Annotated in this window: 12 protein-coding genes and 1 CRISPR repeat array; of the genes, 8 read left to right on the top strand and 4 right to left on the bottom strand. The window is 46.1% G+C overall.

What is annotated here, in order from left to right; genetic code table 11:
* Window positions 1–73 precede the first annotated feature (73 nt).
* The 5 genes from gap to QT974_RS06100 all read left to right on the top strand — a co-directional run bounded on the left by gap (window position 74) and on the right by QT974_RS06100 (window position 7,776).
* Window positions 74–1,105 carry a type I glyceraldehyde-3-phosphate dehydrogenase gene (gap, locus tag QT974_RS06120; RefSeq protein WP_333467635.1) on the top strand — a complete coding sequence of 344 codons (1,032 nt, stop codon included), beginning with the start codon at window positions 74–76 and terminating at the stop codon, window positions 1,103–1,105.
* A gap of 141 nt (window positions 1,106–1,246) precedes the next feature.
* On the top strand, window positions 1,247–1,612 hold the full coding sequence (locus QT974_RS06115) for a DUF1823 family protein (protein ID WP_333467634.1): 366 nt from the start codon (window positions 1,247–1,249) through the stop codon (window positions 1,610–1,612).
* Between the two features lie 274 nt (window positions 1,613–1,886).
* Window positions 1,887–6,269: direct repeats of the CRISPR family, unit length 37 nt; unit sequence GCCGTAACCTACCTAAATCCCTATCAGGGATTGAAAC.
* 141 nt (window positions 6,270–6,410) lie between these two features.
* Window positions 6,411–6,659: a hypothetical protein gene (locus QT974_RS06110; protein WP_333467633.1), complete on the top strand. Its 249-nt coding sequence runs from the start codon at window positions 6,411–6,413 to the stop codon at window positions 6,657–6,659.
* Between the two features lie 32 nt (window positions 6,660–6,691).
* Window positions 6,692–7,387, top strand: a complete 696-nt coding sequence (locus QT974_RS06105) for a CsgG/HfaB family protein (protein WP_333467632.1) — start codon at window positions 6,692–6,694, stop codon at window positions 7,385–7,387.
* A gap of 227 nt (window positions 7,388–7,614) precedes the next feature.
* Complete coding sequence (locus QT974_RS06100; RefSeq protein WP_333467631.1) at window positions 7,615–7,776, top strand: hypothetical protein; 162 nt, start codon at window positions 7,615–7,617, stop codon at window positions 7,774–7,776.
* Here QT974_RS06100 and QT974_RS06095 read toward each other — a convergent pair.
* Window positions 7,773–10,106, bottom strand: coding sequence for a PP2C family protein-serine/threonine phosphatase (locus tag QT974_RS06095; protein WP_333467630.1), 2,334 nt, complete (start codon window positions 10,104–10,106; stop codon window positions 7,773–7,775). The genes QT974_RS06100 and QT974_RS06095 overlap by 4 nt on opposite strands.
* 260 nt (window positions 10,107–10,366) lie before the next feature.
* On the opposite strand from QT974_RS06095, the gene QT974_RS06090 reads away from it, so the two are divergent.
* On the top strand, window positions 10,367–10,555 hold the full coding sequence (locus QT974_RS06090) for a hypothetical protein (protein WP_333467629.1): 189 nt from the start codon (window positions 10,367–10,369) through the stop codon (window positions 10,553–10,555).
* 61 nt (window positions 10,556–10,616) lie between these two features.
* Here the strand turns inward: QT974_RS06090 and QT974_RS06085 are convergent, their stop codons facing one another.
* Window positions 10,617–10,748, bottom strand: coding sequence for a hypothetical protein (locus QT974_RS06085; RefSeq protein WP_333467628.1), 132 nt, complete (start codon window positions 10,746–10,748; stop codon window positions 10,617–10,619).
* Between the two features lie 98 nt (window positions 10,749–10,846).
* Between QT974_RS06085 and QT974_RS06080 the strand changes: the two genes are divergently transcribed.
* Window positions 10,847–11,155, top strand: coding sequence for a hypothetical protein (locus tag QT974_RS06080; protein WP_333467627.1), 309 nt, complete (start codon window positions 10,847–10,849; stop codon window positions 11,153–11,155).
* A gap of 72 nt (window positions 11,156–11,227) precedes the next feature.
* On the opposite strand, the gene QT974_RS06075 is transcribed toward QT974_RS06080, so the two are convergent.
* Window positions 11,228–11,572 carry an NAD(P)H-quinone oxidoreductase subunit M gene (locus tag QT974_RS06075; protein ID WP_293175428.1) on the bottom strand — a complete coding sequence of 115 codons (345 nt, stop codon included), beginning with the start codon at window positions 11,570–11,572 and terminating at the stop codon, window positions 11,228–11,230.
* A gap of 398 nt (window positions 11,573–11,970) precedes the next feature.
* Window positions 11,971–13,653 (bottom strand): pentapeptide repeat-containing protein, encoded by a 1,683-nt coding sequence (locus QT974_RS06070; RefSeq protein WP_333467626.1) that lies wholly within the window; start codon window positions 13,651–13,653, stop codon window positions 11,971–11,973.
* Window positions 13,654–13,808: 155 nt separating this feature from the next.
* Between QT974_RS06070 and QT974_RS06065 the strand changes: the two genes are divergently transcribed.
* Window positions 13,809–14,615 carry an ion transporter gene (locus QT974_RS06065; RefSeq protein WP_333467625.1) on the top strand — a complete coding sequence of 269 codons (807 nt, stop codon included), beginning with the start codon at window positions 13,809–13,811 and terminating at the stop codon, window positions 14,613–14,615.
* Window positions 14,616–14,677 lie beyond the last annotated feature (62 nt).

Genomic DNA, 14,677 nt, shown 5'->3' with positions numbered 1-14,677 from the left:
GGGCTTTCCTTCGGATCGCTTCGCTAACGCTAACGCGCGATCGACTAGCGATATTTTCAATAGGAGTTTAAACATGGCTGCATTAAAAGTCGGCATCAACGGATTTGGTCGCATCGGACGGCTAGTCATGCGTGCCGGCATCAAAAACCCCAATATCGAATTTGTCGGTATTAACGACTTAGTTTCGCCAGAAAACCTGGCTTATCTTTTCAAATACGACTCCACCCACGGTATTTATGACGGCGAAGTTGAAGGGAAACCAGACGGGATTGTCGTTGACGGACATTTTATCCCCTGCACTTCGATAAGAAATCCGACAGAATTGCCTTGGGGTAAAGCGGGTGCGGATTATGTTGTAGAATCTACCGGATTGTTTACGGATTTTGAGGGCGGTTCAAAACACTTGACGGCGGGAGCAAAACGAGTAATACTTTCAGCACCGACCAAAGACCCAGAAAAAGTTCCCACTTTTCTAGTAGGCGTCAATCACCACAAATTTGACCCGGCCACAGATACTGTTGTTTCTAATGCTAGCTGCACCACTAATTGTTTAGCACCAATTGCCAAAGTTATCAATGATAATTTTGGTTTGGAAGAAGGTTTGATGACGACTGTTCACGCCATGACTTCTACTCAGCCAACTGTAGACGGGCCCAGCCAAAAAGATTGGCGGGGAGGACGCGGTGCGGCTCAAAATATTATTCCTTCTTCCACAGGTGCGGCGAAAGCTGTTAGTTTGGTGTTGCCGGAATTGAAAGGAAAATTGACGGGAATGGCTTTGCGGGTGCCGACTCCAGATGTGTCTGTGGTTGACCTTACTTTCAAAACGGCGAAGGAAACTAGCTATAAAGAAATTTGCGAAGCTATGAAGAAAGCTTCTCTTGGCGAACTCAAAGGTATTCTTGGATATACTGAGGATGCGGTGGTTTCGACGGATTTTCAGGGCGATGCCCGATCGAGCATTTTTGATGCAGGTGCGGGTATTGAACTGAATTCTAAGTTTTTTAAGGTCGTTTCCTGGTATGACAACGAGTGGGGTTATTCTAACCGCGTCATTGATTTGATGATCTCGATGGCCGAGAAGGACGGAATTTTGGGTAAGTAGTATTGTAGGGTGGTTCGGCGGGGCGATCGAATGCGAACACCAATAAATCCAGATTTTGCCGCGCCGAACCTACCATCTGGGATGACCGCCATAGGTTAAATTGTTGTTATTGTCGATGTCGATCGCGCTCCAACTCGAATTATGTCTGAACTGCCACCGCTGAACAACGAAACTATTTGGGCTATCCTCAACGAAGAAATGGACGATGCTGCTGTCAACCGCTTAGTTTGGCTGTATCTGGGCTACCGCCCCGATGCGGAGACTGGTAAGTGGAACAGCGCTGATGTTGCTAGCGAGTGGCGCGAAGATTATCCAGAACCGCCGGATTTTATTGATTCTAGGCCTGCGACGGTGAAATTGACGCGATCGACTCTTGCAGAAAACAAGCAGTTGCTGAAGGAAAAATTGGGGTTTAAGGGCTATAAGATTGGGGAATTTGGGCCCAGACAGACTCGCAGGGCGACGATGGCTAATTGGTTGATGGGTTTTATGGAAGCTGGGGCGTAGAGGGAACTATGTTTTTTCTCTAAAAGTGCGTCTGTTGGTGGGTGTAAAAATTGAGGGGTGGAATTTTTCGGCTGTAATTCAACTACTGTAAGGGTTTGATGCCTCAATCGGGAACAATAGTCAGACGCAATTGCTGAAGCCTTTATGTGATAAGAGTTTCAAGGCACAAGTCAAAATTTGGTGTTGACAGGTAGAGGCTGAAATGGTATTTTTAATTTGTCTGACGCAAACGAACCTTGAAAACTAAATACCGCAAGGGTTTCAAATGCCAGCGGCCGTAACCTACCTAAATCCCTATCAGGGATTGAAACCGATCGAAGCTGTCAACAACAGGAAAGCTTCAAAGCCGTAACCTACCTAAATCCCTATCAGGGATTGAAACCACCTTAATTTATAATTAATTATAAGATTAATACAGGCAAGCCGTAACCTACCTAAATCCCTATCAGGGATTGAAACCGGCCCAGATTTGCCAATACCTACGGCTGCGGTGCCGTAACCTACCTAAATCCCTATCAGGGATTGAAACTTTGTAAGACAGGAAGTAGCTGATTTGTTCGCGGCCGTAACCTACCTAAATCCCTATCAGGGATTGAAACTCTTTTTACCTAAAAATTTCATAGTATTTTTGATATTGGCCGTAACCTACCTAAATCCCTATCAGGGATTGAAACTCAAGACAAGGTGAACGACCAAGCCAATATTTTGCCGTAACCTACCTAAATCCCTATCAGGGATTGAAACTTTGCAGGTTTAATTGAAAACCAAAACCTTTGCCGATGCCGTAACCTACCTAAATCCCTATCAGGGATTGAAACGCGAGGATAAAATTTCTGAGTTAGAGCGTGACTTTGCCGTAACCTACCTAAATCCCTATCAGGGATTGAAACTGCTTTTAGTGGCTGATTCCACTTGGGTTCGAGTCGCGCCGTAACCTACCTAAATCCCTATCAGGGATTGAAACTCGCTGTATCCCAGGCGCTTGGCTGCTTCGCTCAAAGCCGTAACCTACCTAAATCCCTATCAGGGATTGAAACTGACACTATTGGAGGGCAAACTTACCCGGCTGATGCCGTAACCTACCTAAATCCCTATCAGGGATTGAAACGAACATTTTTACAGAGATGTTGCGAGAGGCTGATATGGGCCGTAACCTACCTAAATCCCTATCAGGGATTGAAACAAATCCTAGTTGCATAATTAATCCCCATTTGAGCCGTAACCTACCTAAATCCCTATCAGGGATTGAAACCGTAATCTTCTTCGGAGAAAAGAGAAATTATTTGCCGTAACCTACCTAAATCCCTATCAGGGATTGAAACGGCTAATCAAGCCCCAAGAATAATGCACATTTTGCCGTAACCTACCTAAATCCCTATCAGGGATTGAAACCAAAAAATGGACAGTGTGAAATTTGACAGAACAGATGGCCGTAACCTACCTAAATCCCTATCAGGGATTGAAACAGCGACTGCTGTGGAATTAGCGATCGGAAGCCCAGCCGTAACCTACCTAAATCCCTATCAGGGATTGAAACTGAAGGTGATGCGCTGATTAAGCTGATTAAGCATTTTGCCGTAACCTACCTAAATCCCTATCAGGGATTGAAACCCCAAAAAGTCAACCTGATCAGATTTCATTTCCCGCCGTAACCTACCTAAATCCCTATCAGGGATTGAAACCACTGCCAACAGTGATCGCGCGGTTGGCTACTCTCAGCCGTAACCTACCTAAATCCCTATCAGGGATTGAAACGGCTAATAGTCAAATAGGAACAAAAACCATTAAAGCCGTAACCTACCTAAATCCCTATCAGGGATTGAAACGCTTATCATTCCTCGCCTCAACTCCGCGATTGAGCCGTAACCTACCTAAATCCCTATCAGGGATTGAAACGGCAATATTGCTTTGCCAGCGGCAATTACCGCGGACAAGCCGTAACCTACCTAAATCCCTATCAGGGATTGAAACAAAAGCTTTTTTAGTTCCTGGTGGTAAAGGCGAAGGCCGTAACCTACCTAAATCCCTATCAGGGATTGAAACTGAAGCGTTTGCGCTTACTTGGCCTGATATCGAGCCGTAACCTACCTAAATCCCTATCAGGGATTGAAACGAGTTAATCGAAGTATAGATTTTACCCCCATAAATAAGCCGTAACCTACCTAAATCCCTATCAGGGATTGAAACAACCAGCGGAAAGGTTAGACCAGTTGGCGTCCAGCCGTAACCTACCTAAATCCCTATCAGGGATTGAAACAAGAAAAGGCGAGATGAATTGATTCATGACATCGCCGGCCGTAACCTACCTAAATCCCTATCAGGGATTGAAACTTGGTGGCTTTTTTTGTGATAATTTGCGTGCTGCTGTAGCCGTAACCTACCTAAATCCCTATCAGGGATTGAAACAATATTCTCGGATTGGGGGGGAGAATAGCGAGCTAGAAGCCGTAACCTACCTAAATCCCTATCAGGGATTGAAACTTTGGCGTGCCTGACATTGAGTTTGAGTTGATTGAGCCGTAACCTACCTAAATCCCTATCAGGGATTGAAACAATTCGATCTTCAGGTGGTTGTAGCTCCGAGAGCCGACGTAGGCCGTAACCTACCTAAATCCCTATCAGGGATTGAAACCGCATAGTTTCTCACTGTTCGCTGTTGACTGCTGACTGTGCCGTAACCTACCTAAATCCCTATCAGGGATTGAAACGGATTCAATCGGTTCGCGATCGAATACGTGCGATGCCGTAACCTACCTAAATCCCTATCAGGGATTGAAACTAACTGTGTTTGGCACAGTTGTTGAAGAAAAATTAGCCGTAACCTACCTAAATCCCTATCAGGGATTGAAACAATTGCCCGCCCCTAATTAGATTTTTTACAGGTAGCCGTAACCTACCTAAATCCCTATCAGGGATTGAAACGCGGGATTGACTAATACCTCGCCATCTGCCCCTCGGCCGTAACCTACCTAAATCCCTATCAGGGATTGAAACGCCATATTTGAATTAGGCGATAGGCTGCCTTACTAGCCGTAACCTACCTAAATCCCTATCAGGGATTGAAACTAATTTTCTCTAATTGCGATCGCATCTGTGCCCGCCGTAACCTACCTAAATCCCTATCAGGGATTGAAACACGCCAGTTTTTAGCTTGCCTGATCGAAATTCTGAGCCGTAACCTACCTAAATCCCTATCAGGGATTGAAACGTAATTGACGGTAGCATAAGGCAACAAAGAAGGCCGTAACCTACCTAAATCCCTATCAGGGATTGAAACAGAAAATTGTAGTAGTAATGTTTAATGTGCCAAGTGCCGTAACCTACCTAAATCCCTATCAGGGATTGAAACCAACGCTAAAGACAACAGACCCTACGGAAGTAGAGCCGTAACCTACCTAAATCCCTATCAGGGATTGAAACTTTCTAATGAAATTGGGCCCAAAGTTGTTAGAATGCCGTAACCTACCTAAATCCCTATCAGGGATTGAAACCGATACTGCGGCTGCTGCTGCTACGAATACGCAGGGGCCGTAACCTACCTAAATCCCTATCAGGGATTGAAACTGTCACATCTTCGGGGCTCGGAGTGTAACTTCTGCTACCGTAACCTACCTAAATCCCTATCAGGGATTGAAACATTGTTTGCGCCAAGCTGTCAACGGCTAAAACGCTTGCCGTAACCTACCTAAATCCCTATCAGGGATTGAAACCCGGCAATGTATCTGCTACAGGTGTATTGAATTTGGCCGTAACCTACCTAAATCCCTATCAGGGATTGAAACTTATGAAAAATAATCCTAGATACACTTTTGGCGGCCGTAACCTACCTAAATCCCTATCAGGGATTGAAACGCAATTAGTTAGGCGGTTTTTATGCGGCTCTCTTCGCCGTAACCTACCTAAATCCCTATCAGGGATTGAAACGGAAGTTATGCCGCTTATTCCTCAAGTAGCTCTCGCCGTAACCTACCTAAATCCCTATCAGGGATTGAAACTACGTACCGGGGCAAACTGCTGGCGCAGCAGTAACGCCGTAACCTACCTAAATCCCTATCAGGGATTGAAACGGTAAAGCTTCCCCACCCGCAATTATTGAGAGTGAGCGATCGGCCGTAACCTACCTAAATCCCTATCAGGGATTGAAACGCTTAGTCATCTATTTTGCAATCCTTCTAATTTTAAAGCCGTAACCTACCTAAATCCCTATCAGGGATTGAAACCTAAAGGAACCGATACCGGCAACAAATTCTTTGAGCCGTAACCTACCTAAATCCCTATCAGGGATTGAAACTCTACGGTGTGATAACAGACGTATTGTCTTTTGAGCCGTAACCTACCTAAATCCCTATCAGGGATTGAAACCAAGGCGGAATTCAGAGAAAAAAAGGCACAAAACAAGCCGTAACCTACCTAAATCCCTATCAGGGATTGAAACGATGCAATCCCGTTGATAGTTTTGGTGAGGCGATCGAGCCGTAACCTACCTAAATCCCTATCAGGGATTGAAACTGAGAGAAAAAGGGTTTAAAAATTTTATTGTTACCCGCCGTAACCTACCTAAATCCCTATCAGGGATTGAAACCTCATCTGGCTCAACTACTTGCACAGTCAGCACCGGGCGCCGTAACCTACCTAAATCCCTATCAGGGATTGAAACTTGGAAGTTTGGCCTACAACGCTAAAGTTGCAAAATTAAGAGCCGTAACTGCGGGGCGATCGCCGACATATTGGCTGACAAAGCTACAACGCTAAAGTTGCAAAATTAAGAGCCGTAACCTACCTAAATCCCTATCAGGGATTGAAACCCAGCGCTTCGGAAGTGCGGCACCCGGTAAAGAAAGCCGTAACCTACCTAAATCCCTATCAGGGATTAAAATCTCGATCGCACTATACTCCTCTACCCCTCTTTCTCTGTACCCAAAGCTTACTCTGCATTCGATCGACAAAAATTAAGTCTTTTAAACTAAAAAAACACCAAAACCCATTCCCCCACACCAACATTATCACCCGCAACCCTGACATCCGGCGGTTGGGTGCACTATTCTAGAGTCTGCACAGAACCCTTGTGAGGAAAAATTTATGAAAACAACTACCATATCTGGCTTAACCAGCATTTCCCTAGCTACCCTCATGCTAGTCGGCGTTTCAGTAAATGCGATCGCCACACCAGCCAGCATCAAACCCGCAACCCAACTAGCCCAAGCTACCGCCAAAAAGCGCCTAGTGGTCATGGATTTCGACTACGGCACCACCAACAACTATTACAGTTCCTACAGGGGAGTCGGCGCAGCCAAAGGCATCAGCGAACTCCTGATCAACGAACTCGTTAACAATGGCACTTATACAGTAGTCGATCGCAGCAAACTCGAACAAGTCCTCAAACAAGAAAATCGCAGCGGTTCAATGGATGCCGGCACCGCAGCCGAAATTGGCAAAAAACTAGGAGTTGACGCCGTACTCATCGGCACCATTACCAAGTTTAATATCGACAAACAATCCGGCGGCGGCAGTTTCATGGGGATTGGCGGCGGTTCCCAAAAAACCAAAGCTACGGTGCAAATAGACGTGCGGTTAATCGGAACAGCTTCCGGAGACATTCTTGCTACGGCTAAAGCAGTCGGAGAAGCAGATCAAAGCGATTCCAATTTTTCTGTCAGAGGCATTGGTGGCAATTCCGGCAGTACCAATGAAGATGGACTTTTGAGCGCAGCAGTTGACAAAGCCGTAGCCCAAATGGTAACTAAACTTGCAGAAGTCTCTAAGAAATTAGGCTAAAAAGTTTTAAAAGTTTTTTAGATTTTAGATATGAAATAATTCCATCTAAAATCTAAAATTATTTCATATCATGTCGGTTCAATTGCCTATTTAAAAAAATCTATAGCTGCTGATTTATAGATATCGTAGATGTAAATGAAGTATTGTTGGTCAAACCCGCCCGACTCATGCAATGTTTATTCGTAACTAGATCAAATCTGTTCAACATATAGCCGTTCTCACTCTCGATGAGAAAGCGCAGATTTTGTGAATATCTGTTTGAAATCACGCTGGCACCTTTACCTCCGGAAACCAGAGAAAGCTCACAGCAACAAGTGATTATCGATGACCAATTACTAATTAGCCGCGATCGCTCAGAGAAACGCTACACTCAACCATTAAGAGTTTAATTAGCATTAGGATTTGAGTCAGAACCAACAGCGCATTTTCCCTGTTGAGTGGGGTTAGGAGCCGCATTAGCTGCTACCTTAGAAACAGCATCTTGTTCTTGAATCCATCCGATTTCCCCCGCTGGCAGGTTGCGGCTTTCTGCTGGCGCTGTTGGCTTCTCCGCAGGAGAAGGCGACGGACTTGTCGCAGCGGGAGATGGTGACGGACTTGCCGCAGCGGGAGATGGAATGACTGCGGGTTTTGAAACAATAGAAAAATCTTTATTTGACTTGGGTTTGGGAGAGTTCGATCGCACTATTTCTGGAATCGAACACACTTTCAATTCCAGCCAATTCCCTTGAGGCGTAAGCTGTTTGTTTGTCACCTGCAAAATGCTGCCTGCAGGGACTGTTCCTTTGACAGTCAATCCACCGATTGTGCCTCGCAAATCCAAGCGATCTCCCTCATTTCCCGCTTCCCCAACCGCAGAACTTTTAATCTCTACAAACGATCCTTTTTCTAAAGACTTGACCGGAGAAGGTAAAGATTCAACAGTTTTCCCCGGCCCGTTAGTAGGATTAATTAAACCGCGTTTCCCGAACAGCGACTCCCCGGCAGTATCGATCGCCCGACCCACCGGAGGAATGAAAAAATAAGCAAATACACCTCCCAAACCTAACAAAAATACTATTTTGAGCAGCAGCGAAAAAGGACTTTTACCTTTGTCCGGCGGCTGTACCAACTGCGTTCTCTCTTGAGAACTCAGGCTGGGGCTATCCCTCAAATCGGTTGGCATATCCTCGCTGTCGGCAATTTGTTCGATCGGCACATCTAAAGGTGCCACAGACAATTCTGTCAAAGTATTGCCTTCTTCCCTCAAATGTGCTTGACAGTGAATCACAGCCACAGTGACGTTATCGTGGCCGTTTCTGGTATTAGCAATTTCGATCAGCCGATCGCGCGCCTTGGGAACACTAATGCTACCGTCGAGAATGGGTAAAATCTCCTCTTCCCAACATTGCTCAACCCGGTCTTTATCGCTCAAACCGTCGGAGCACAGCAGCAAAACGCAATCCTCATCCACCGGAAAACGCTGCACAGTCGGGTGCAGAGTGTTAGAAGAAGTAATCCCCAAAGCTTGAATCAGAGCTCCGGCGGCTACTTGTTCCAAAGCATCCCGGTAGAGAGAGTAGCCCAAACGCACCTCGCGACAAGCTACATCGTCATCGAGAGTAACTTGATAGCAGCCTGTGCGGGTAATCCAGTAAGCCCGACTGTCTCCCACGTGGGCGACGTAGAGTTCGTGAATGTGAGCTAAAGCCATAACTAGGGTAGTTCCCATGCGCTGGCGCCCTTGGCGGCGTTCCGTGTCGTTGCGACCGGCTATTTTGTCATTAGCAGCACAAGCGGCCCGTTCCAGCTTGGAAGTCAGGCTTTTGGGGTCCCAATTAGCTTGATGCAGCGGCATTTGCTGCAACTTTTCCCGCAGCACATCAATCGCCAATTCCGAAGCCACTTCGCCGCCGTCTTGTCCGCCGATGCCATCGCAGACGATCGCGCAAGCTTCGGAGCCCGGAATTCCGGCGAACACCGTACCCCCGGGCGGATAGCAAGCATCTTCGTTGTGAGCCCGCGCTCTACCGACATCCGTACCCGTGGCAATTTCAACAGTACGATCGTAAAATCTGCCGCATTTTGCCAGAGCTTTATCCAACTGACCCATCAGTTGTTCGCCGTGTCGCACTTGACCGGCGACCATTTGCTGGCAAAGTTGCCGCAAAAAATTAGCAATTGCTGGGTGAGCGTCTTCGAGCCACTGCTGCCACAATTTACCCAATTGCGACAAACTAGGCGGTTTGCGATCGGGCTGCAATTCCAGAAACCGGACTAACTGGCCTGACACCCGCAGCAGTTCTGGAGTCAGCAGCGTCGAAGCAACGCCCTGAGCGATACAAGGCTGCCACAGTTGGGCAATTTGCCACAGCCAATTGAGCTGTCGCATCGCGGCGGCTCCTTTCCAGGAGTCCGCCAATTCCGGCATTAAAGATTCCGTCACCTTCAAAATAGGTGCATTTTCCAGGAGCCAAATATCTCCCGAGAGCTTGCTGAGCTGGGACGATACCAGCCCGTATACTTGAGGTACGTGTAATTGATAGGCAAAGAGTCTCAGATAAGGAGCGATCGAACTCGGAATCTCTTCGGGCATTTCCGGCAACTGTTCGGGTTGAGTATCGACCAGAAGTCGATCGCGCTTGAGCAAATAGCGACCCGCAATCAGATCGCCGGGCTTACACGCTTTGATCCCTTCACCTACAGCCCACAAGTAGTGTTTTGGCACAGAGTTTTGCATGTTTGGTTCCTGACGCCTTTGGGCCGTGCTGATCTGAACTATTTTAGCGTTTGAACCTCGATGGGTTGATACGTGGCGATTATTTTAAACCCCCGCTTTCTGGGCACGTGGAGATTCTTCAGACTTTACAGTACCAATCTCCTGATTTTTCAGGTTCCTAGGCTCACCACGCTTGCACTTAAAAGTGCGCAGTGATATATCCTGACAGTTTTTTAGGCGTGACTTTCCCCCAGTCCAGCGGTAGGTTTTAATGTCCAGTAATGACACCAACAGTCTACCATTTTGTGGGCGCCCGAATAAATCTGGCGATCGGCGATCGTCAAGGGCTCGATCGACGCGATCGAGCGACGGCGCGCGATTCAACAGGCTTGAGGGCAAGCTGCTGGGGCGAGCGACGCTGGCGCCTCGATTTGCGAAACCGCGCGGTGACAAGCAAATTGAGATTTTAGGCTGACTCTAGTGCTACGATGCAGGTACGTAGAAGTCACCGCGGCCGGCAGGTATAAATAATCAATTTTCGGTTTGCTGGCAAAAGGCAATCGCTGCTGGGGCGATCGAGGGACGGCAAGTAAAGTTAAATTTAACCTTACCCTTACCTGCATACAGATACAAGCCTTCGATAGAAGTAGCCAGGAACACCATAAATTAGATATTAGTTCCAGCCCCCAGATTCACCTGCGGAGTCAATCTCAAATCTCAAATCGATCGATCGGCCTCTGCAAGCTGTTGAGTTACTAACCATGCCCCTACATGAGTCCAGCGCCATTCCCAAGAATAATTTCGCAGATCCGCAGCTACTACCTCCTGTTGAGGTAGACGAAATGCTGACTAAGATACAGCATTCTCACAGCTTTTATTGCAAAGTAATGAATATTGAGGTTTGGGCGCTGGTGGAAACCTTAGATGGGATGTTTCCCGGCGCTTGGGGTCAGTTCATGACCAACCGCCAAGTTGCGGTAAAACAGTTTTTGCAGCACGATCCCAATTGTGCGGTAAATCCCAACGATAGCGGGAAAGACCCAGAAACTAGAGAGAGCGAGCAAGATTGAGCTCAGTTGTCAGTTGTCAGTTGTCATTAGGAAGAAGGAAGATTTTCTTAATCTCCCCATCTCCCTCTGACCTTAGAGGTGAATTTTGGCATCAACTTGGGGAAGTCCCATGCTGTAGTTGACTGCGCGGCTGTTGAGGTTGTAGCTGATTTGGCCTTTTTGTAAGAACGATCGCACCAAGTGCTCCAATTCCGAACCAATGCGGCGGAGGTTGTATTCCGTCAAGTCTTCGCCCTCGTAGGAGTCTACGAGTTGGTCAAATTTGGCATATACCTGTTTGACTGACTCGTCGTTCCAGTTGAGTTCGTTATCTGGGTCAATGTCGATCGTCAAAAGGTCGTTGCTGGGTACGAGTTCGTTGTCTTCGAGGATGGCGGTGTATATGCGAATATGGCGGGTGGTGGACTTGAGCTGCATGAGTTCTTATTTGTAAAGATTTTTTCCTGAACCTATTGTAATGGCTGAGAGATGCGCGCAGGACTGGGGATGAGGAGGATTGCACCGCGAAGACGCTTTCATGCGCGAAGGAAGAGAGGCCCAAAAGGAGGAAAGCGTTTCTTTGGAGTGCGATCGTATTTTCGCGATCGGTCAGAAACCGGGTTTTTTGGAGATATGTCGTTTCAGCCCGCAGATTCCGCCAAAAACCCGGTTTCTCAGAGTCGCAGTGCTTAAATCCAGTACAGGGGCCAGAAACCTGGTTTTTTCGAGAAAATATTTCGTTTGGGGCGACAGATTTGGCCAAAAACCCGGTTTCTTTAGTCGCAATGCGTCAGCCCAGAAATATAAGGACTCAAGTCCTCACTACAAACTTTGATTTATTCGTGAGTTGTGCCGTCTGGCATAATTGCGCCTGTGAGCTTAGCACTTGCCATATTTGCTCCCACTAATTTGGCATCTTTCAGGTTAGATTTCTCTAAGTTTGCGTAACTTAAATTTGCTCCTCGTAGGTCTGCTGAAGTTAAGTTTGCTCCACTCAAGTTAGCGCCGTTAAGGTTAACTCCAGAGAGGTTGAACCCGCTCAAGTTTTGACCGCTCAGATTAACACTCTCAAAGTTTACCCCAACCAAATTTACCCCTGTTAGGTTGGCACCATCCAAGTTGACTCCCCGACAGCAAGCCCCAGTCAAAACGGCACCACTCAAGTTAATTCCGCTTAAATTTGCTTGACTTAAGTTTGTCCCTGTCAAGCTTACCCCACTTAGATTCATGCCACTCAGGTTGACTCCTGTAAGATTAACTCCTATCAAATTTACCCCATTTAAGTTAACGCCACTGAGGTTTGCATAACTTAGGTTAACTTTAGTTACCTTCGCTTGACTTAAGTCTGCTCCTGTCAGGTTAACATTCTGTAGACTTGCCTGAGTTAGGTTAGCTCCACTGAGGTTTGCCACAGTCAGGTTTGCCTCATCTAACTTGGCTTCGCTTAAGTTGGCTTGACTAAAATTTGCATTAATTAGTCTTGCATAATAGAAGGTTGCTTTAGTTAAGTTGGCGCCACTCAAGTTGACTTCAATCAAATCAGCTTCGTGCAGATTTGTCGAGTTCAAATTTGCCCCTTGCAGGTTAGCTCCTATCAAGTTTGCCTTGATTAGGTTGGCATTACTCAGGTTGGCATTACTCAGGTTGGATTGACTTAAACTAATGGGAGATTCCAGAGTTTTTCCGCTCAAATCTATTCCTGCTAAGTTAATCCCTGTAAAATCCCGTTCTCCCTCGTTATACCGCTGCCAAAATTCCTCAGCATTCAGCGCTGGTTCTTGAATTTCTGAAACAGAATCATCAGCTTCCAAATTATCAGGATTAACAGGATTAGCAACAGACTCTCCCGCCGCGGCTTCCTGCAATTGCTTGTCTACCCGATCGCAAAAAAGCCTCACAACCTCAGCATCATCAACCTTCCCACCAGCATTCGCGCCCTTCTCAACCGCATTCTCAACATGATACTTGTCTACAAAACTTTGCAACCCAGCATTATATCCTTGTCCTACAGCCTGAAATCTCCATTCACCACTCTTTCTGTACAAACGTCCAAATTCTAAAGCCGTCTCTTGCGAAAAAACCTCTTTTAAATTATACCGAACCAGCTCGCTCCCACTCTCCAGATTATAAAGTCGGATAAACGCATTACTGACTTGACTAAAATTTTGATTCTTTTCTTGTCCGTCGTGAATGGTAACAACAAACACAATTTCCTGAACAGCAGCATCGATCAGACTCAAATCCACATACACCGTCTCGTCATCGGCTTCGAGTTGTCCGGTTGTGTTGTCTCCAGAATGTCGCACCGCACCGTCTGGCGATGTCAAATTGTTGTAAAATACAAAATACTTTTCGTCGGGAATTCGACCGTCAGCGCCTAACATGAAAACAGACGCGTCGATGTCGTAGTTTTGTGCTGTTTGGCTGACTTGCCACCCCAGGGCGATCGCAATTTTATTGAAATCAGGAGCTTCTTTAGAAAGATTAAATCTATCGCCCTTTGTTAATTCGATGCTCATCTTCGATAATTCCCTTACCTCAAAAATAGTCAAAACTCAAGACAAGCGTCACACTGAAATAGACTTGTAGGGTGCGTCAGACGAAGTTCTAGAGATATTATCGAAGATTTTGGTTCTGACGCACCCTACTAATAGTGCCGCTCGCGTAAGTCCTAATGGTATTAATTATCTCATCTATGTTAACCCGATCGCAAATTGGATTTTATCTCGAAGACATCGAAACACCAATTGGCAGAACCGTAAATTTAACTCTTACCGGACTCATTCTCCTATCTTCCGCCAGCTTTATCGCCGAAACTTACCCGATTTCGGAAGCTGTTAGAATTAATTTGCAAACTCTCGATACAGCGCTTTTAATAGTTTTTTCAGTTGAGTATTTATTGCGGCTGTGGTGTGCCGAAAATCGAGTTAAATTTATTTTGAGTTTTTTTTCAATCATTGATTTGCTAGCAATTTTACCATTTTTGTTGGGATTTGTCAACGTCAGTTTTATTCGGGTTTTTCGCTGGTTTAGAATTCTCCGACTCATCCGCTTTGTGGAATTGAGAAATTCTGTTTTTCGCATCAGCACCGAAGATGGGGTGATTTTTTCTCGGATTTTGTTTACTTTGCTGGCGATAATTTTTGTGTATTCTGGTTTGATTTATCAGGTGGAACATCCGGCAAATCCTGAAGGTTTTGCGACTTTTTTGGATGCTGTTTATTTCTCGGTTGTCACGATGACTACGGTGGGATTTGGCGATGTTACTCCAATTTCGGAATCCGGGCGTTTTTTGACTATTTTGATGATTTTGACGGGGATTGCTCTGATTCCTTGGCAGTTGGGGGATTTGATTAAACAGCTAGTGAAAACGGCTAATCAAGTAGAAACTGTTTGTACGGGTTGCGGTTGGTCTGTACACGATGCTAATGCTAAGTTCTGTAAAATATGTGGCACTCAATTAGATAATGGTAAAAGGTAATTGGGAATTGGCTTGCGCAGGTCATGGGCCAAACAGGGCATGGGGCATGGGCTTGCGCAGGG

This window comes from Microcoleus sp. BM001215392 (assembly GCF_036700185.1).
Taxonomy (GTDB): Bacteria; Cyanobacteriota; Cyanobacteriia; order Cyanobacteriales; family Microcoleaceae; genus Microcoleus.
The sequence above is the reverse complement of the archived record's forward strand: the minus strand, read 5'-3'. Positions and strand labels throughout refer to the sequence as shown.